General features: G+C 62.0%; 18 protein-coding genes and 1 pseudogene. 9 read left to right on the forward strand and 10 right to left on the reverse strand.

Annotated elements, in window-relative coordinates:
• Nucleotide 1: 1 nt before the first annotated feature.
• Both JOZ76_RS09755 and JOZ76_RS09760 read left to right on the forward strand, forming a co-directional pair.
• On the forward strand, nt 2-496 hold the full coding sequence (locus tag JOZ76_RS09755) for a GcrA family cell cycle regulator (RefSeq protein WP_291698419.1): 495 nt from the start codon (nt 2-4) through the stop codon (nt 494-496).
• Between the two features lie 63 nt (nt 497-559).
• Nucleotides 560-1,150, forward strand: a complete 591-nt coding sequence (locus JOZ76_RS09760; RefSeq protein ID WP_291698420.1) for a DUF6456 domain-containing protein — start codon at nt 560-562, stop codon at nt 1,148-1,150.
• Here JOZ76_RS09760 and JOZ76_RS09765 read toward each other — a convergent pair.
• A complete protein-coding gene (locus JOZ76_RS09765) occupies nt 1,119-1,718 on the reverse strand; it encodes a hypothetical protein (protein WP_291698421.1) in 600 nt (199 codons plus the stop codon). The genes JOZ76_RS09760 and JOZ76_RS09765 overlap by 32 nt on opposite strands.
• Before the next feature lie 183 nt (nt 1,719-1,901).
• Nucleotides 1,902-4,190, reverse strand: a complete 2,289-nt coding sequence (gene bamA, locus JOZ76_RS09770) for an outer membrane protein assembly factor BamA (protein WP_291698422.1) — start codon at nt 4,188-4,190, stop codon at nt 1,902-1,904.
• A gap of 272 nt (nt 4,191-4,462) precedes the next feature.
• Here bamA and JOZ76_RS09775 point away from each other — a divergent pair, with 272 nt between their 5' ends.
• From JOZ76_RS09775 to JOZ76_RS09785, 3 genes are all read left to right on the forward strand, one after another.
• Entirely contained in the window at nt 4,463-5,518 is a 1,056-nt protein-coding gene (locus JOZ76_RS09775) for a hypothetical protein (RefSeq protein ID WP_291698423.1), read from the forward strand.
• A 59-nt stretch (nt 5,519-5,577) separates the two neighbouring features.
• Nucleotides 5,578-6,255: a methyltransferase family protein gene (locus JOZ76_RS09780; protein ID WP_291698424.1), complete on the forward strand. Its 678-nt coding sequence runs from the start codon at nt 5,578-5,580 to the stop codon at nt 6,253-6,255.
• Between the two features lie 191 nt (nt 6,256-6,446).
• Nucleotides 6,447-7,205, forward strand: a complete 759-nt coding sequence (locus tag JOZ76_RS09785) for an SPFH domain-containing protein (RefSeq protein ID WP_291698425.1) — start codon at nt 6,447-6,449, stop codon at nt 7,203-7,205.
• A gap of 59 nt (nt 7,206-7,264) precedes the next feature.
• Here JOZ76_RS09785 and JOZ76_RS09790 read toward each other — a convergent pair whose 3' ends face one another.
• Nucleotides 7,265-7,498 (reverse strand): DUF6894 family protein, encoded by a 234-nt coding sequence (locus JOZ76_RS09790; protein WP_291698445.1) that lies wholly within the window; start codon nt 7,496-7,498, stop codon nt 7,265-7,267.
• A 601-nt stretch (nt 7,499-8,099) separates the two neighbouring features.
• On the opposite strand from JOZ76_RS09790, the gene JOZ76_RS09795 reads away from it, so the two are divergent.
• Nucleotides 8,100-8,285 carry a hypothetical protein gene (locus JOZ76_RS09795; protein ID WP_291698426.1) on the forward strand — a complete coding sequence of 62 codons (186 nt, stop codon included), beginning with the start codon at nt 8,100-8,102 and terminating at the stop codon, nt 8,283-8,285.
• Nucleotides 8,286-8,297: 12 nt separating this feature from the next.
• On the opposite strand, the gene JOZ76_RS09800 is transcribed toward JOZ76_RS09795, so the two are convergent.
• From JOZ76_RS09800 to JOZ76_RS09815, 4 genes are all read right to left on the reverse strand, one after another.
• Complete coding sequence (locus tag JOZ76_RS09800; protein ID WP_291698427.1) at nt 8,298-8,621, reverse strand: cupin domain-containing protein; 324 nt, start codon at nt 8,619-8,621, stop codon at nt 8,298-8,300.
• Nucleotides 8,618-9,373, reverse strand: a complete 756-nt coding sequence (locus JOZ76_RS09805) for a YqcI/YcgG family protein (RefSeq protein WP_291698428.1) — start codon at nt 9,371-9,373, stop codon at nt 8,618-8,620. Before JOZ76_RS09805 ends, JOZ76_RS09800 begins: the two co-directional genes overlap by 4 nt.
• Nucleotides 9,374-9,386: 13 nt before the next feature.
• Nucleotides 9,387-10,577, reverse strand: a complete 1,191-nt coding sequence (locus JOZ76_RS09810) for an MFS transporter (protein WP_441300005.1) — start codon at nt 10,575-10,577, stop codon at nt 9,387-9,389.
• Between the two features lie 104 nt (nt 10,578-10,681).
• Nucleotides 10,682-11,392: a hypothetical protein gene (locus JOZ76_RS09815; protein WP_291698430.1), complete on the reverse strand. Its 711-nt coding sequence runs from the start codon at nt 11,390-11,392 to the stop codon at nt 10,682-10,684.
• 65 nt (nt 11,393-11,457) lie between these two features.
• On the opposite strand from JOZ76_RS09815, the gene JOZ76_RS09820 reads away from it, so the two are divergent.
• Together JOZ76_RS09820 and JOZ76_RS09825 are read left to right on the forward strand one after the other, a co-directional pair.
• Nucleotides 11,458-12,474, forward strand: a complete 1,017-nt coding sequence (locus JOZ76_RS09820; RefSeq protein WP_291698431.1) for a GlxA family transcriptional regulator — start codon at nt 11,458-11,460, stop codon at nt 12,472-12,474.
• 149 nt (nt 12,475-12,623) lie between these two features.
• Complete coding sequence (locus tag JOZ76_RS09825; RefSeq protein ID WP_291698432.1) at nt 12,624-12,977, forward strand: phasin; 354 nt, start codon at nt 12,624-12,626, stop codon at nt 12,975-12,977.
• Between the two features lie 325 nt (nt 12,978-13,302).
• On the opposite strand, the pseudogene JOZ76_RS09830 reads toward JOZ76_RS09825, so the two are convergent.
• From JOZ76_RS09830 to JOZ76_RS09840, 3 genes and pseudogenes are all read right to left on the reverse strand, one after another.
• Nucleotides 13,303-13,581: pseudogene (locus JOZ76_RS09830) on the reverse strand (cytochrome c).
• 474 nt (nt 13,582-14,055) lie between these two features.
• Nucleotides 14,056-14,250, reverse strand: coding sequence for a hypothetical protein (locus JOZ76_RS09835; RefSeq protein ID WP_291698446.1), 195 nt, complete (start codon nt 14,248-14,250; stop codon nt 14,056-14,058).
• 113 nt (nt 14,251-14,363) lie between these two features.
• A complete protein-coding gene (locus JOZ76_RS09840) occupies nt 14,364-16,166 on the reverse strand; it encodes a ShlB/FhaC/HecB family hemolysin secretion/activation protein (protein WP_441300006.1) in 1,803 nt (600 codons plus the stop codon).
• Nucleotides 16,167-16,323: 157 nt separating this feature from the next.
• Here JOZ76_RS09840 and JOZ76_RS09845 point away from each other — a divergent pair, with 157 nt between their 5' ends.
• A complete protein-coding gene (locus tag JOZ76_RS09845; RefSeq protein ID WP_291698433.1) occupies nt 16,324-17,496 on the forward strand; it encodes a FecR family protein in 1,173 nt (390 codons plus the stop codon).
• Nucleotides 17,497-17,546: the final 50 nt, after the last annotated feature.

The raw sequence follows: 17,546 nt of genomic DNA on the forward strand, positions 1-17,546 counted from the left end.
TTTGGCAGGTGGAATGTCGTTTTCGGCGATTGCCAAGGCTCTCAACCAGAAATTCGGGACCAGCTACACGCGCAACGCGGCGCTCAGCAGGAGCAAGCGCATGGGCCTGACCGGGCCAGCGCGGGCGGAGAAGCGGCCGGAGCGGATACTCGATGCCCAACCGGCGGGTCGGAAACGGTCCGGGACGGATGGGAAGGCCAGGGAGGTTCTGATCCCGGAATCGCCCGCGCCGGCCTCCCCGGAGTCAGCCAAGCCGGTCAGGTTGCGCTGCATCGGGATCAGCCCGCGGCTGGTTTCACTGCTCGAACTCAAGCCCGCCGACTGCCGGTACCCCTATGGCGGGGACAAGGAGGGGGAGCCGATCGTGTTTTGCGGCCATCCGCGGCGGGAGGGCTCGAGCTATTGCACGCCGCATTTTCATCTGACGCAGGCGCCGGAGGCGCAGTCCGAGCGGCCGGCCGGCCGAGTCCTGCTGCGGCTCGTGGAAGCGGCCTGAGCGCGGTTTGGGCTCGCGATGTTTCGTGCCTCCATTTGGATCGATAGTTGCAAAGGAAAGAACGTGACAAGGACCAGGCGTAACAAATCGTACCGGCTTTCGAAGGTTCATGATCGGCGCGCGGGCGATCTGCCGCGCAATGCCGAAGTCGTCGCGGTTGAAGTGGATGATCCGCTGGCAGTCGAGCCCGGCGAGAAGATCGTGGCGCTGCGGTCGATCCGCAACGATCCGCTGGGGCGGCTCCATTCACATCATCAGCTCGACGAGGCGCAGTTTCGGGCCGGGCGGGCCTTCCAGAGCGACTGGGAACGGGCCGAGCGCGGGCCGCAGGCCGTTGATCCCGGTCGGGACTATGTCGACGGCGTGCAAGCGCGCGAGCCGGTCACCGACAGCCAGCGCAAGGCCGTGCTGCGGCTCAATCGTGCGGAGCGCGAACTTGGCGCCGACGGCTCAGCCTTGGTGCATGATGTGCTGGTCAGGGGCATGACCATGGAACAGGTCGGGCAGCGGCGCGGCGTCGCCAGCCAGCGCTGGAAGGACTATTTTTCGCGGCGCTTTTGCGAGTGCCTCGACCGGCTGGCGCTGGTCTACGGTTTCGCGACCGACAGGAAGCAGGGTCCGGTCACGGGTCCGGGGCGTTCTGGAGCGCCTTGACGCGTTCCCTTGCCGTTTTCAGATCGATGCCCTCGCGCACGCGCAGCATCGATACCGCATCGATGATGCGGCCCTCTTTCACAAGCATGTGGATGGGATCCGCGGCGGCCGGACGTCGCCTGTCAACGAAGATCGCATCAAGCACGGCCTCGCGCATCGCCTCATAACGTTCTCGGCTCGGTTCGTAACCTGTCGTCAAAGGCACGGCCGCCGATTTCGTCATCAAGCCTAACCGGCAGGAGGGCGCAGCCGGATCGTCAGGCATTGGCTCGGTTTCGACCCTGGCGTCGATGATGTCGTCGAAGCCGAGCTGCATCCGCGTCAGCCGCAGCACATCAAGCCTGCGTATGACACAGGTGCGCGCAACCTTGTCAAAGGCCACGTCGGTCGCACGGAGAAACGCCAGTGCAAAGATGACGAACAGCCCTGCGGAAACCAGCAAGCCGGGCTCGCGATCGCGGACCACACCGAACCCGAGGAGCGCGGCGGCGGCGAGGAAAATCGCCGACAGCCAGAGCGTCCGATCACGAAGCGCAAGACGTGAAGGTGTATCTTCCGAAATCCGCATTGTCGGCTTGGTGCAGCGGTGATTTCCGAGAACCGGCGAAAGCAACCCGATTTAGCATGACGTGATTCGCGAAGAAATGCGGACCGCAACTCATGCTTACGAAGGCCTTGAAGGAATGCCCCGGGCGGACAACGAAGACAACGAAATCGCTTCCATTTTTCCGTGATATGATCAGAACGGTGCCTAGAACCCGCCGGCGCTGAAGCGAAGCGGCTGCACCACGTCATAGGCCGCCTTGGATAGCGGCACGGCATAATCGACCGTCAGCGGACCGAACGGCGAGGCCCAGGTCAGTCCGGCGCCGACCGACGAGCGGACGACGTTCTTGGACGCGATCAGCGCGCCCTGCGTCGGCCCGTTGTAGCCAAAGACGCTGCCGGCATCGACAAAGACCGAGCCTCGCAGGCCATATTCCTGCGGAATGCCGGGAATCGCGCTCTGCAGTTCCGCCGTAGTCGCCCAATACATGCTGCCGCCGACATTATCCATCGTCGAGCCGGGGGTGAGGTCGCGCGGTCCGATGCCGTTGACCGCGAAACCGCGCACCAGGTTCGGGCCGCCAAAGAAACTGTTCAGCAGCGGCACCTGCTGGCCGCCCCAGCCGGTGATGTAGCCGCCTTGGCCGCGGACCATCGCAGTCAGGTCACTGTTGATCGACTTGTAATAACGCAGGTCCTCCGTCGTCCGCAGGAATTTGACGTCACCGCCGAGGCCGGCGAGATCCTGCTGCAACTGGGAATGGAAGCCATCCCTCGGCAGCTTCTTGTTGTCGAGCGTGCTGTAGGTGACGGTACCGCCGATCGACGATACGAGCTGCGGCCCTGCCGCTGCGGCCTGGCGGATCGGTAAGGACACCGCGGCTGCGTTGACGGTTGGTGGGAGCGTGACGTTCTGGTCGTAAAGCGAATAGCGCCACAGCACGCTGGTCTGTTCGGTGAGCGGCGTGCCGAGCGAGAGCGCCCCGCCGTAAGTCGTGGTGCCGTAGGATTGATAGGGACTGACCAGCGCCTGCCTGCCGTACAGTTCGACGCCGGCCGCCATGCGCGTGCCGGCGAAATAGGGCTCCGACGCAGAGAGGTCGATGCCGCGCGTGTATTGGCCGTAGGTCACGGCGGCCTGGACGCTGTTGCCGCTGCCATAGAAATTGCGCTCGCTGACCTTGACCTCGCCGAGCCATCCATCCTGGGTCGAGTATCCGCCGGACACGTTGAAGTCACCGGTCGACTGATCGACCGTCTCGACCTCGAGGATCACCCGATCGGGCGACGAGCCGGGCCTCGTCGTGATCTTGACGGTCTTGAAATAGTTCAGATTCTTCAGCCGGCGTTCGGCGCGGTCGATCAGCGTCTTGTTGTAGGCATCGCCTTCGCTGAGGTCGAACTCGCGCCGGATCACATAGTCCCGCGTCCTGGTGTTGCCATGGATCTCGATGCGCTCGACATAGGTCCGCTGACCCTGGTTGATCGTAAAGGCAACGTCGATGCGTTGCGTTGCGGAATCACGGGTCAGGCGGGGTTCGGCATTAGCAAAGGGATAACCGAGCTTGGCCATCTCGGTCGCCAGCGCGTCGTTCGACTTGTCCAGCGCGCTGCCGTCGAAAAGCGCCCCGCTGCGCACCACCGGCACGCCGCGAAGCTTGTCCGGATCGAGCCCGGGCACGTCGCTGGCGACGCTGATGCCGCCGAAATGATAGAGCGGGCCCTCATCGATCGAGAAGGTCAGCGCAAAACTCTTGGTGGCCGGATCGTATTCGACAACGGGAGCGGCCACGCTTGCGTCGGCGTAGCCATGGTTGCGATAATAGAGGCGGATCTGCTCGCGATCCAGCTCGACCTGGTCGGGATCATAGACGTCACCGCCCATCAGAAAGCTCAGCATCGAGCTGGTGGACGTCTTGATGATGGCCTTCAGTTGGCGTTCGCCGAAAGCGCGATTGCCGACGAACGCGATCTTCCGCACCGTGGCCTTCTTGCCTTCGGTGATGGTGTAGACAAGGTCGACGCTGTCGTTGCCGCGATCGATCACTTCGGGCACGACGATGACGTCGTCGCGCCCGACATGGCGATAGGCATCCATGATGCTGACGACGTCGGACTGCACGAAGGCGCGCTGCAGGCCGCCGCGCGCCTTCGCGCGAACCACCTTCGCAAGATCCTCGTCCTTGATCTTCTTGTTGCCCTCGAAGGCGACGCGGTTGACGAACTTTGCTTCGGTCAGGTGGACGACGAGGCGCGCGCCGGCGCGCTCGATCCGGACATCATCGAACTGGCCGGTCGCATACAAGTCCTTCAAGGCGGCATCGAGTGCCGCGGCATCATATTGTCCTGCCGGCGAGGCATGAAAGTACGATCGGACCGTATCGGGGTCGACGCGGCGGTTGCCTTCGACGGCGATGGCGTCGGCGGGCTCCCCCGCTGCCGCGCACACCGGCGTTGCCAGCATCCCGGCCGAGGCCGCAACGAGCACCAGCATCGCAAACCTGTCTATCCCCCGTCGGCGGCCCGGCATCTGGCGTTCGGTCCTTACGTATCCGTCCTCTGCCTGCACGGCGGGATCGAAGTGCCTGCACGGGGCGAAAAAATGTCGGGCCGGGGGTGACTTGGGGGCGAATGACCAGCGCTGCCACAATTTTGACGCGAAGCCGCATTGGCCATTCCAAGAAATGTCGCATAGCCGCTGCAAATGGCGTCTAGCGACATACCATTTCGTACGGGGGGGCCCGTGTCTGAACATGGGAGCATCATATGCGTTTCCCAGCGCTCGCCGCTGCCCTCCTGATCCTCATTCAGCCCGCGCGCGCGGCGGTCGATTCCCAGATCGATCCGCACACCTCGCTGGGCGTGGTGCAGCAGTGGATCTACAATTATCGGGCCAAGCCCGATTATGCCCATGTGCCCGCGGCCGTGCGCGTGATGTTCCACTCGCAGACCTTTAAAGAGCCGGAGAACGCCGGAATCTATCTCGGCTTCATCGCCGGAGCGATCGCGTCGAATCCGGCGAAGGCCGAGCAGCTGGTCAACAGCTTCTTCCCGGTGCCGCCGGAGGACGAGTGGGTCATCGTTCGCGCGATCGCCTATTCGTCTCTGCCTGAATGGCGCACGCTGCTGCGCAAAGTTACGCCAAAGATGCCTGGCCGAAAGGTGATGATCGACGCCTACCTCGACGGCACCTTGCCGATCCTGACCGAGATCCGCCTGGAGGAGGAAAAGCCGGGCATGATGGACAAGCTGCGCGGCGCTTTCACGCGCAATCCCTTCGCCAAGGAGGAGAAGAAGCTCGACACGAGCATCACTTATGCCGGTAACCAGGATCTGCTCGATACCCTGTGGGGATACTATTTCGCGACCGGCTCGCACGTGCCGATCATGCGCATCGTACAGATGCTGCCTTGGTCCAAGAGCCGCGACACCGTCGACAAGCTGACCGTCGGCAGCATGGCGCGCTACACGCTGGCGAGCTATGCGGTGCGCGATGCGGAGCTGCGCGAGTTTCTGCGCAGCGAGCTTCCCCGGCAGCCCGATCCGATCAAGGCGCCGCTTGCCGAGGTGATCCAGGCGGCCGACACCGTTCAGCTCGGCGCTGTGCGCAAGGACGCGCTGGCCGCGGTGGACGAGTTGAAGACCAAGGGGTCGGATTCGCGCCGCAATCTCGACATGTGGGGTCAGGTCGGCGTCGGTGCGATCGCGCTCGGCTGTGTCTCCGCGGCTGCGCTCGGCGCGGTCGCGGTCGGCATCCCCTGCGTGATCGGCGGCTCCGCGTCGCAGGGGCTGTTGTCGTTCTGGGAGAAGCAGCAGCAATAGCCGACATCAAATCGGCATGAAGTACAGGAGCGGTCTGGCTCATGTGCTAGGCTTTTCCGATGAACTCTCTGTACAGGCAATCCTTCATCGGCCTTCTGGTCCTCTTTCTGGTGATGGCGTCCCTGATAGTCCTCGGCGCGGGAACGTTCCGCTACTGGCAGGCGTGGAGTTTTCTCACGATCTATTTCGCGGCCGCCTCCGCGATGACCGTCTACCTGATCCGGAACGACCCGGCATTGGCGGCGCGGCGGATGAGCGGAGGGCCGTGGGCGGAGCGCGAGCCGGCGCAAAAGATCATCATGTCGCTGGCGTCAGCTGGATTCATCGGTCTCATCGTTGTGCCGGCGATCGATCATCGCTTCGCCTGGTCGGACCTTCCGCTCTATGCAGTCGTGATGGGCAATGGGCTCATTTTGCTCGGCTGGCTCGGCATCTTCTTCGTGTTCAGGGAAAACAGTTTTAGTTCCGCGACCATCGAGGTGTCGGCGGATCAGAGGGTCGTCTCGACTGGACCTTACGCCTGGGTTCGCCACCCGATGTATGCGGCCGGTCTCGTGATGCTGTTCGGCATTCCGGTTGCGCTCGGCTCGGCATGGGGTGTGCTCGTGGTCGTTGCGATGCTTCCAGCGCTGGTCTGGCGGCTGATGAATGAGGAGAATTTTCTCGCAAGGAATCTGCCGGGCTATCGCGCGTACCGGGACAGGGTGCGCTATCGGCTGGTGCCGCTGATCTGGTAGCCGCGCTTGCAGCGCCGGAGCGTCCGAGCATGACCGCCCATCCGACGACGCACGCCGATAAGACAGCCGCATGACGGATCGTACCCCGGCACCTATTGCGCCCGACGCTGCACCGGGCGTAGTTTGCCACGCCAAGAGCGTCGGCCGCGTGATGCATCCAGTTGCTGACGGGCGGAGAATTGGAGGACTTGGTGGCACTCGTTGTCGTTTTGCTGATCCTGTTCTATCTGCTCGTCTCTGTTCGGATCTTGAGACAATACGAACGCGGTGTCGTCTTTCTGCTCGGCCGTTTCGCCGGCGTTCGTGGACCGGGGCTGGCCCTCATTTTCGTCCCCATTCAGCAGATGGTGCGGGTGTCCTTGCGCACGGTCACGATGCAGATCCCGTCGCAGAAGATCATCACCCGCGACAACGTCTCGATCGATATCGCCGCGGTCGCTTACTACCACATCACCGACCCGGAAAAGGCCGTGATCGCCATCGAGAACGTCTACAATGCGATCAGCCAGATCAGCCAGACGACTGTGCGAAACGTGGTCGGACGTTTCAGTCTCGACCAGTTGCTGTCGGATACCGCCAGCATCAATGAACAGATCAAGAATGTGATCGATCTGCACACAGAGCCATGGGGAAGCCAGGTCACGGCGGTTGAGATCAAGGATATCACGCTGCCCGAGAACATGCAGCGTGCCATGGCCAGGGAGGCGGAAGCCGAGCGAGAACGCCGCGCCAAGATCGTCGCCGCGGAGGGCGAATATCAGGCCGCTGTGAAACTCGGCGAGGCTGCCGACATCATCGCGCAGCATCCGGTGGCCCTGCAGTTGCGCACCTTGCAGACTATGGCCGAGATATCGATCGAGAAGAATTCGACGATCATTTTCCCGGCCCAGTTTATGACCACGGTCCAGGAAGCGATTGCGGCGCTGTCGCGGGATACCGCGCAAAGGTAGATCTGCATGCCGGTGTGCGGAAAAGAATTGCCGAAGCAGAGGCCGTAAAAATCCGGGTCTTAAGAGATGCCGGCCTTGGTCTGGTTGGGATGCACCGGCTCGCGGTGAATCTCGACGCCGGATTCGTCGATCACGACGATGAACAGCGCGCGATCGGTGATGCGGGGATCATGGCGAAGCCGTCGCGCCAGTTCCTTGCTGTGTTCGATCGCGCCGCTGGCAGTTGCGAATTCGAGCCCGGTCCTGTCCCGGCTCGGAATACCGTCCTTCATGTCAAAGTAATAGGTTCGCATCTTGATCCTTGCAGTCACCGATCCTGCAGGATGGAGAAGCGCGATACCATCGCGACTTCTGCAGCCCATCCACCCACCTCTATGTGAGTCGCATCCATTCGACGCGACTTGCATGGAACAAGTTGTGAAATTCGGCAGGATCATGGCAACAAACGGTCGCGGCCGCTACCCGCTAACCGCAGACCGCCATTTTGCTCAGTTCTTGCCAGCCCGGCAGGTTTCCGGGCGGCCACGGGACTGACGACATGCGCTTCCGGGCAGGCAGGCCCCGTTTGCGCATGTCGTCATCAAAGCCACCCGCCAACCTGTTGAAGCCAGAGGAGCTTTGGATTTGACTTTCGCACCACGACATTTGTGGTGGACAGGGCAGCGAGCGTCAAACCCGCTCCGCTAGTTTGGCTTGCTGTGATGGTTGTTATTTGACATACTTACAACCTCCTCGGGTTCGGCGCGATCGATCTCGAGGCGGGCCATACGAAGTATCAAGGTCGCGGTTGTCAGGCCGAGGCTTTCGGCTTCGAGGGCGACACTGTCGACCTTTCGTGCAAGGCTCTCACGTCTGCTGAGAAATGCCATTAACGTTCCCTGTCAAAGGTGCGAGATGAGCGATCCCACAATTATGGCGGAGCTGCACAACAGGCTCGGAGCCCCATCGAGCGAAGCAGTGGAATGCCTTCGGCTTCTGAAGGCATTCCTCAGGCTGAAGCCTCGCCAGCGATTCGAGGTCGTCGATCTGGTCGAGCGGCTTGCAGCTGGCGACCATGCCTCCGGCAAACCGCTGTCCTGATTCCGAATCTCGTCACCCGCAGGCCGCAGCGGCGAGTGGCGGCCGCGTCGCGATCGCATAGATCGCTCCCCCCTCCAATGCTTCGGATTGATGAAGGGTCCCGGCCGGCAGCAGGATCGTATCGCCGGCGCCGCAGATGCGTTCACCATCCTCCCATTTGAAAACCAGCTTGCCGCTGATGATGAGCAGGATCTCGTCGACCGGATGCGTGTGGTAATGATGCACCTTGCCGGCAGCATCCCTCTGCAGTTCGACCGAACCTTGCGTGGGAAGCAGGTCGAGGATGGCGGGATCGATCGAGAACTCGCTTCTGTCGGCTGGAATGATCGTGGTCATGCGGCCTCCTCCTTGTTCTCGATGTGATGGCATTTGTGTTGCGCAAGTCTCATGAACGGACACTTCGAGAGGCCTTCGTTGTCGTCGTACAGAAAGTATTGCTGGTACTCGCGCCCCTCATGATCGCCATACCGCCCCAGCAGGGGCGAGGGACTCGTGCCATCGAACGGAATGAGTCTCCTGCGAACCTCTGCGAATGCGGCCTCGGCCGTCTTTTCGGTGCCGAGTATCTTTTCAAAGACCCAACGGGGCTGAAAGGTCAGCATGAAGGCGCTGGAGCGCCGACTCTGCCGCAACACGTGAGCGGGTGTACTGCAGACCACGAAAATTGGTTCTCCGGCGAACGAGAATTCCCACAAGGGATCGTCGAGCTGCTGCGGTATCGCATCGGGCCAGGGGCTCTTGTCGATGCGCGCCAGCAAATCGAGCGTCAGCCACAGTTTCCGATAATACGCGTCCATCGCCTGCACAGGGCCCGGTCGGGTGAAGACCACGAGCGAGGTATTGGGGCCATGCGATCGGCACTCGGAAACGAACAGCGCGAGTTGCTCGCCGAGGATTTCAATATCAAAGGGGTCGAGAAACAGATAGCGCAGTTGGTCCTGACGGTAACCTGTCACGCCGAAGATGCACGGAAAGGGCCTCGCTTCACTCGACATCTGCGCTTCGAATTCGGAGAACAGCACGCTCTGCCAGCTGCTGACGGCAAAATCGGCGTGAACCTCACCCTTCCGGCAATACAAACGCGGCATGCGGTCCCCTCCATTATGAATGAACCATCAATTTGCTCCTCATCATCATGGGCCCGATGAGACCGGGCAGCGACATGAGCAGCAGAATTCCGATGAGGGTGCCGAAGCCTGTGTCGGTCACGGCTGAGACACCACCGGGTGCGGTCCCATCCGAGGTCTGGCTGACCGCAACCATTGCGAACGCGATGACCGGCTGCGATATGCCCGCAAATAGTCCGGCTGTTGTCGTATTGACGGATGCGCCGGTGCCGATCAGGTCCGCGGTGTAGAGCCTCTTGGTGCATTTCAGAACCAGCGGCACGGTCCCGCCGGCAACAAGGCCGAGCACCGTGAATACGGATCCGACGTAGAGGAAGCCCAGCACGTGACACAGTGGCGGCAGTAGAATGGCGATCAGAAGCATTCGCAGCAGGCAGATGCGGATCAGCGCGGTGTCGAGTCTCGCCGCCATGCGGTCAGCGATGTGGCCGAGAAAGATCGATCCAACGGCGTTGCCGACCATGAAACCGAGCAGGGGAGCGCCGGCCGTGGCGGCAGACATATTGAAGATGTGCGCGACCATCGGGATTCCCCACACGCCCGAGAGAGTGGTGACGACCGCGAAATGCGACGCGAAACTCATCGCGCATCCCCAGTTCGCCGGCTGCGCCAAAGCGCGCCGAGCCGAAACGATCACGCTCCCGATCATCCGGTCGTTTCGCGCGGCCGGATCCGGCCTCAGCGTCATCGAGGCCAGACAGAGATTGGCCAGTCCGACGCAGGCAATGAAGATGAAGCAGGCGCGCCAGCCGAAGCCGGACACGGCAGCCGCGAGCGGGGTCGTCGCCAGCACGCCTCCGACATAGCCCGACACCTGGGAGATGCCCGACATGATGCCGAACCGCTGATCGGAAAAACTTTGCGCGACGAGCTTTAGCAGGGCAGTGAAGACCAGGGCGTCGCCGCAAGCGACGATCAGCCGGGCCACGAAGACGTCGAGCAGGCTAGGCGCGAGTGCAAAAGCGGCGCTGCCAAGGGTCGACGCCGCCAGGCTGCCGAGCACAACGCGCTTGACGCCGTAACGATCGACCAGCAGGCCGGCCGGAATCTGCATCAGCGTGTAGCCCCAGAAATAGCTCGAGGCCAGCATGGCGACGCCGCTCGCGTCGGTATGGAAGTCGGCCATGAAGCTCAGGCTGACGGACTGCGGTGATACCCGCTGCATAAACGCGATTGCGTAGGCTGTCGCGACCGTCGCCCAGGCAACATATGACCTGTCGAGGAACCGGATTCCGGTAGCGAGTGTGGCTTGCCTCTCCGATATGGTCATCACACTCTCGCATAGCCAACTGAGAACAGGGCGTCGGCCGAATCCGGAATCAGCCGCAACATTGCCCCCTCCACGAGAGAGGCTGTGCCGTGATAGGACTGCCGCTGATGCTTGATGTGGCCGTAAGCGCCGCGCATGATCATCCCCGGCAGCTCGAGCGCCTTCCCGGGATAGAGCGAAGCGCACATCTCGACGCAGGCGGCCTGCAACGAAGCATCCTGCGTCTCGCTCAGGAGCGAGGGTGCAACCTTGTCGCAGATCTTGGCGTTCGCCGCCCAGACGATCGGATTGCGCGTTCGCCACCCATAGAGGACGCTGGCTTCACCCTTTTCGGCGGCGCCTGACCGTTTCAGCACCTCCGAAGTGAAGAAGCCATACAGGCCGCGCCCCTGGTGGGCCGGCAGGACCTCGGTCCCGCTGCGGTAGATGGCGCGGCAACCGCCGACATCCAGCATCCGATAGACCGAGAATGCGACCAGCGCTTCGCGATCGTAGACGAGGATGAGGCTGTACTTGCTCTCAAACGGGGATGAGACCACGGTCCAGTGCGGCTCGGCGGCTTTCCAGTTGATCGCGATTATGCCGTTCATCGCGTCCATCACCGGTTGCCGGTGGGACTGGTTGATTTGGGAAGCATCGGGGAAGCTGTAGATCGTGTAGTCGGGCCAGGGAGAGGGGGTTTGATAGGAACCACCCAGATGCTGCAGCATGGCACAACCTCAAGCTTCTCGAAGTCGACCTATACAGCTACGGGTCAAACGGCCTAAAGGACAATATGCCCTCGAATTCTGCCAGAGGCCGTCGCTCCCCAGCCGGCGAAAACCTCGCGACGAGACGCGTCGCGATGGTCGTGTTTCCCGGCGTGACCCTGCTCGACATTTCAGGGCCGGCGCAGGTCTTTGCCGAGCTGCGCGAGATTGATCTGTCCGGCGCCAGCTATTCGCTGTCCTACCTGTCGAGTGCGGGTGGATCGGTGCCGACCGATGTCGGCATGATGATCGATACTGCCCCGATTTCGGCCGTTCGGCCGCATCAGGTCGATACGCTCGTGATCCCCGGCGGTCCCGGGGTCTGGGTTCTCCGGCAGGACGCGTCTCTGATGAACTGGATATCGCAAACCGTGCTGCGCGCACGGCGGGTGGCGTCGGTCTGCCTTGGCGCGTTCGTGTTGGCGTGGGCCGGAGTGCTGCATGGCAAGCGCGCGGCAACGCACTGGCGCTATTGTCCGAGATTGCAGGACAACTTTCCCGAAATCCGGGTCGAGCCCGATGCCATCTTCGTCAGGGATGGTCGGGTCTGGTCATCCGCCGGCGTCAGTGCCGGGATCGATCTGGCGCTCGCGATGATCGAGGAAGACTTTGGCCACACGGTTGCGCTCGACGTCGCCCGACGCCTGGTCGTGTTCCTGAAGCGTCCGGGCGGCCAAAGCCAGTTCTCGACCGTGTTGGCGGCACAGGCCTCGGATGTGGAGGGACGCTTCAGCGCGCTTCACGCCTGGATCTTGGAAAACATCGCGAGCGACCTCAAGGTGGAAAAACTGGCGGAAATGGCCGGGATGACGCCGCGGACATTTGCGCGAACCTATGTCAGCCGTACCGGCATGACTCCGGCCAGTGGGGTCGAGGCGTTGCGTGTGGAGACCGCTCGGCTGCTGCTCGAGAGCAGACAGGTTGGCGGCGTGGTCGAGGTCGCCAAGCGTGCAGGTTTCGGTGACGACGAGCGGATGCGTCGCGCCTTCATCCGGCACCTTGGCGTATCGCCTTCCGAGTACAGAAAGCGCTTTTCGCGCTGAGTTGGTCCGCAGGGGATCTGCTTCCGCATTGCCGAAAGGCCGCGAGCGATCGGCGACGACCGGTCATTGCGCAGCACCAATATAAACACACGAGAGAGACGGCGTCTCGCAAATGTGCTAATCAAGGCTAATATTGGAGGAGTGCGCCCATGATCGAGCCGAAGCTGGAAGTCCCGAACGAGCTACGCGACCTGGCGGAGAAGACAATCGACCAGGCCGAGAAGGCTTTTACGCTGTTCTTCGACGCCGCCAGCAAGTCGATGGCTGCGGTTCCCGGGGCCGGAACGGAAATCTCCAAACAGGCTCTTTCATTCACCGAACAGAACCTGAAATCCGCGTTTGAACACGCGCGGAAGCTCGTTCACGCGACGGATCTGCAGGAAGCGATGCGCATTCAGTCTGAATTCCTGCGGAGTCAGTTTACCAGCGCCGGTGAGCATATGCGAAACATAACGGGCGAAGTGATGTCCGCCGCTAAGGACCTGACCAAGAGCAAATCGTGACGTGGCACCTCGTCGGTCCAGCGTTGCGGTCGACGCGTGACGCAGAAGCTGCCCATAATATGGTCTTGCATTTGCCTCACGCGCGGAATTTCAATTGCCGCGCAGGTCCATGGTGAGCCACCGGTCCGGTTCGGCCGCCGTTCGCCATCCTTTCTGCTGGTCCCTGTCGGTCCCCGGCCGGCAGGGATTTGCATTTTGAACGATGCGAGCCGAAGCGCGATGGTTCTGGGCCGATGCTATCGCGCCTCAGTTCCGAGCATGAGTCCATCGGTTGTCAAAGGCGTGCTTCCGGCAAATGGTGCGCACGCGCGCGGATCGGCCTCTACTAGAGCGGCGAGCCAGCAAGGCCGGCGGCTTCGCCGCGGCTCAGCGGAAAACACGGCATTTTGGGTGCGGGTCCAACTGGAAGAACCTCACGTTTTCGGGCATGAAGTCGGTTCTGCGGTCGATTGCCGCGAACGGAGGGCACATCGCCGCTCACCTGTGCCTGGTCAGGCGAGACCACATATCAGGAGGCACACCAGCGCCTGGCGAGGTCGGCACCGTGGTTGGCGGCGGCCGATGCGGCCCGCCCCAATCCGGCACGGCCGCGAGCAGAAGGCAGGCATGTGCCGTGATCGCACGCGTCCGGTTCTCCCGTTTCCTTGAATTTGGTGCGGAATTGTGGAGCGCATCGGTTCGCCCGCGGATCATCCGCAACATGAGCCGGGGAAATGCTGCACTTCCAGCCGCGTGGCAATGAACCTCAGCGCCCGCAAAGTGCGCTGAATGAGGCGGCGAGCTTGGCGCAGCATCGGTTTCCCTCGTTCGACATGAGATCCTTACGATGGGGAAGATGACTCAGCGGCTGGGGCGAGGTCTTGATCTCAAATCCTGCCGGGCCGCTCCCGTCGTGCAACGCGGGATTTCCATATCGACGTCCGGCGTGCTCCGCGTGAGGCGCGCGATCGCGCTTCGAGGCACTACAGCACTTCCCGGTCATATTGGACCACTCCAACATGACCGGGAAGCGTCGTCGATTCTGGTGCCGGTGCATGTCCTTGTCGGCGAACCGGGTGCCACTTCGCGGTGACACGCGCTAGGGATGGGAATTGGTCTGCTTCTGCGTTCTCAGCGCCGCGTCGATCTTGCATCGAACGCGCCGAGCGGCCAATGCGGCCAGTCTCGTCTGAGTTCGGCCAGTCTTGATGCTGCTGTCGAGTTCATACCGCCACTCCCAGATGTCGGGTTCGGCGGTTGCAATGATCGTGTATTGAATACCCCTGTGAATCACCAGCAAGCCCTCCCTCGTCGAACCCAAAGGGCTTCTGCCTGTTCAATCAATCCGGGTAACTACGGACTAAGATCAACTCGTCGCGAATCTCGAAAAGGACGTTGCGGAGCTGCTCAGAAACAGCGTGTCTCGCGCCGGTCCGGGCAAAGCTTCAGCGCATTGGAGACCGAAAACAACAACCGCGCGCTGCGCCGCTCGTTGTCCGGCGCACGGTAGCTGAGCGGGAAGGCCACGCCGATATCGGCCCGCAGATCGTCCCAAAGGAACAAGCGGACGCCGCCGCCAACCGAGGTCAGCGAAATGCCATCGTTCACTCCGTAGCCATCGTTCCAGGCGACGCCGGAATCGACAAAGCCGTAAAGCTGGTAGCCGTTCAGATATTGAAGATTCGGCCTTTGATCGAAGCGCAGCTCGAATGAAGCGGCGATTCCGTTGTCCCCGCTGGTCTCGCCGCTGCCATAGCCTCGCCCGAATGCCGCTCCGCCGAGATAGAATTGCTGGGACGTGAACAGCGGCCCGGAGGCTGTCTGGCTCGCCGCCGACAGTTTCAGCGACCATGCATCGGACAGCGTCTGATATCGGGTGAACCAGACATCAAGCACCGAGAAGCTGGCGGACGCTCCAGTGCGCGATAGCAGGTCGTCGCCAAAATGCGAGGCGCCGAAGATGTCGAGGCCCTGACGGTAGGTCATTGTGAGAAAGTTGTTGCCGCCATAGTTGTCCTGCAATCGGTAGTCCGAGGACAGGCTCAACGTTCGGATGTGGTCATCATAGACCGGACCGAATACGTCCCGTTCAGAGGCGTTGCTGAACCCAGCGGCCGCGGTGAGCATCAGCGACGTTCGCTGCGATTGCAGCGGGACGATGCTGCCGCGGAGCTCGAATGCCTCCGTCCTGGTTGTGTCATTGGTGAGCCGCCGCTCGTCGCCCGGCCGCACCTCGCTGTAGAGTGCCGACGCGCCGATCCGCGCTCCATCGGTTCCGACCGGCACATCGTAGGACAGGCGGCCGAAAACGAGCTCGCGCGGATCATTCGCAGTCGTCGAAAGGTTGAGCGCAAGGGAGTCGCCCGGCAGCACGTATGAATTGAACGCAGCCGTGGCGTAACTTTGCCAGGGGCCGACGGACGAGGATCCCAGATTGTCCAATCCGAACGACGCATAGACGTGCCAGGCCTTCAGGACCACGACCAGTCGAAAGCGGCCGGTCGCGTCCCCGATTTCTTCCAGCGCGGTATCGACGATCCGCACGCCCGGGCGGCCATCGATCAGGAGCAGTTGCCGTTCCATCGTGGCCAGGCGTGACGGGCGTTCGGCCAACACCGGATCGAGCAGAGGCCGGATGCCGAACTGCTCTGCGCCATCGCCTTTCAGAGTCACTTCCGTGATGCTGCCCTCGATCACCTCAATGCGCACGACGCCATCTGGGATGTCCTGCGGCGGGACGATGGCGCGGCTGAGCTGAAAGCCCGCGCCGCGATAAAGATCGCTGATCTTCGTGGCGATGGACGCGAGGTCGGACTGCGAGACCTGCTTGCCAAGATAGGACTGGTAGCTTGCCGCGATCTGATCGTTCGACATGCTCCGCGCGCCGAAGATGATGACGCCACGTAGGACAAAGAGCGGCTTGCTGTCGGCCGTGACGGCGGGACGAGCAAGCGCAGGCATGCGCAGCGCGTGGCGAGCCGCCTGTGGCTGCCCGAACTGTGCATCGTCGAAACGTTTTTCAGTCTGCCGCGGATCGAAGCCGGATTGGTTGGCTTGCTGCGCAATTGCGAGAGCTGACGTTAACAGGATAAGACCAGTGATGAGGATGCAGGCGGTAGCAAAATGCCGGAACGATGCGGCCAGCGACTGCGTATATCCGTAGTTCCACGGATAATGCGGTATCAATGTGGGTTGATCTGCTAGCTGCATGATTTGTCATAGATTTTTATGGTCAAGGAACGGTTAAGGCGGCGCTCACGCTTTGCCAGTCCCGCTAATTCAATGTTGAAGTGTTTTCGCTACGTCTTGAGGCGGTTGCACAAGGCGGAGAGTGGTGATGTTTCGTATCTCGGGTATGCCACGCGCCATGATCGCGGCGTTGCTCTGGAGTATTGCTTCGAGTGCGCTCGCTGCCGAGAACGACACATGGTCGGTCAGCAAATCATCGGGCGACGTCTGGGTCACGACGACGAGCGCCGATGCGGTTTCGCTCAAACAGGAAGATGTCCTGAAGCCGGGAGACACGATCCGCACAGGACGCAGCGGTCGCGTGCTTCTGGTCCGTGGCGAGGAAACTATACTGATCGCGCCCAACTCGGTGATCGGTCTGCCGACGGAGAAGAAGGACGGACTGTCGACGACGATCCTGCAGCAGGCCGGTTCGATCCTGCTGGATGTCGAGAAGCGCAATGTCAAGCATTTCGAGGTCGAGACGCCTTACCTCGCAGCGGTCGTCAAAGGGACGCAGTTCGCAGTCACCGTGAATGCGGACAGCACCAGCGTCGAAGTGCGCCGCGGTCAGGTTGAAGTCTCGGATTTCAAATCGGGGCAGATCGCCCAGGTGATGCCGGGGCAGGTTGCGACCGCCTTTGCTCACGGCAAGCCGGGCTTGTCGCTCGGCGGAACAGGCCAATTCCATCCGATCGAACATGGCCAGCCCCGCGCCTCCTCGATCGAGCGGATTCCGGTCCCCAAATCTGGACTGTCCGCGCCGCGCGATGGCGCAAGCGGCAAGACGATTCATGCGCTCGGCCACGGCGGCGGCCTAATTGGAAAACTGGCGTCGACGCCCAGTCAGGGGCGGCTCACCGGGGTGAACGCGGCCGTCAAACGGAACGGCGTGCGCATATCGAGCGCGCTGGGTGAGGTCAGGTTGAACGTCCGCAATGCGACCAACGGTCTTGCGCACGGATCCGAGACTTCTGCGTCCGGAAAGCAAGCGAAGACGGTGTGGAGTGACTCACAGGCGAGTGCGAATTCCGCCGTGGTCGCCAGCCAGAATTCCGGCGCCAGCGGCGTGAGCTCCGCCACCAATGCCGCAACCTCGTCGGCAGCTCTTGCGTCGACGGCAGCGGCGGCTTCCGCGGCCGTTTCCGTAGCAACCTCCGGAAACGGCAATGCCGCGACCGGAAACGGCAAGGGCAACGGAAACGGAAACGGAAACAATGGCAATAACGGCAATGGAAACAACGGGAACGGAAACGGGAATGGCAACGGCGGAACCGGAAACGGCAATGGCAAGGGAAATGCCAAGCACTAGCCGCGATCCATCCTGAGGGATTCGCCTTACGCCGATAGACCGATGCGTTG

The organism is Bradyrhizobium sp. (assembly GCF_019244115.1).
Lineage (GTDB): Bacteria > Pseudomonadota > Alphaproteobacteria > Rhizobiales > Xanthobacteraceae > Bradyrhizobium.

Bases quoted from the DNA above. Each gene is read 5' to 3' on its own strand.
- JOZ76_RS09805 (WP_291698428.1), bottom strand. From the start codon at position 9,373: ATGCCGCGTTTGTATTGCCGGAAGGGTGAGGTTCACGCCGATTTTGCC.
- JOZ76_RS09845 (WP_291698433.1), top strand. From the start codon at position 16,324: ATGATCGCGGCGTTGCTCTGGAGTATTGCTTCGAGTGCGCTCGCTGCC.
- JOZ76_RS09840 (WP_441300006.1), bottom strand. From the start codon at position 16,166: ATGCAGCTAGCAGATCAACCCACATTGATACCGCATTATCCGTGGAAC.
- JOZ76_RS09790 (WP_291698445.1), bottom strand. From the start codon at position 7,498: ATGCGAACCTATTACTTTGACATGAAGGACGGTATTCCGAGCCGGGAC.
- JOZ76_RS09820 (WP_291698431.1), top strand. From the start codon at position 11,458: ATGCCCTCGAATTCTGCCAGAGGCCGTCGCTCCCCAGCCGGCGAAAAC.
- JOZ76_RS09825 (WP_291698432.1), top strand. From the start codon at position 12,624: ATGATCGAGCCGAAGCTGGAAGTCCCGAACGAGCTACGCGACCTGGCG.
- JOZ76_RS09815 (WP_291698430.1), bottom strand. From the start codon at position 11,392: ATGCTGCAGCATCTGGGTGGTTCCTATCAAACCCCCTCTCCCTGGCCC.
- JOZ76_RS09775 (WP_291698423.1), top strand. From the start codon at position 4,463: ATGCGTTTCCCAGCGCTCGCCGCTGCCCTCCTGATCCTCATTCAGCCC.
- JOZ76_RS09810 (WP_441300005.1), bottom strand. From the start codon at position 10,577: ATGCAGCGGGTATCACCGCAGTCCGTCAGCCTGAGCTTCATGGCCGAC.
- JOZ76_RS09795 (WP_291698426.1), top strand. From the start codon at position 8,100: ATGAGCGATCCCACAATTATGGCGGAGCTGCACAACAGGCTCGGAGCC.
- JOZ76_RS09800 (WP_291698427.1), bottom strand. From the start codon at position 8,621: ATGACCACGATCATTCCAGCCGACAGAAGCGAGTTCTCGATCGATCCC.
- JOZ76_RS09780 (WP_291698424.1), top strand. From the start codon at position 5,578: ATGAACTCTCTGTACAGGCAATCCTTCATCGGCCTTCTGGTCCTCTTT.
- JOZ76_RS09765 (WP_291698421.1), bottom strand. From the start codon at position 1,718: ATGCGGATTTCGGAAGATACACCTTCACGTCTTGCGCTTCGTGATCGG.
- bamA (WP_291698422.1), bottom strand. From the start codon at position 4,190: ATGCTGGTGCTCGTTGCGGCCTCGGCCGGGATGCTGGCAACGCCGGTG.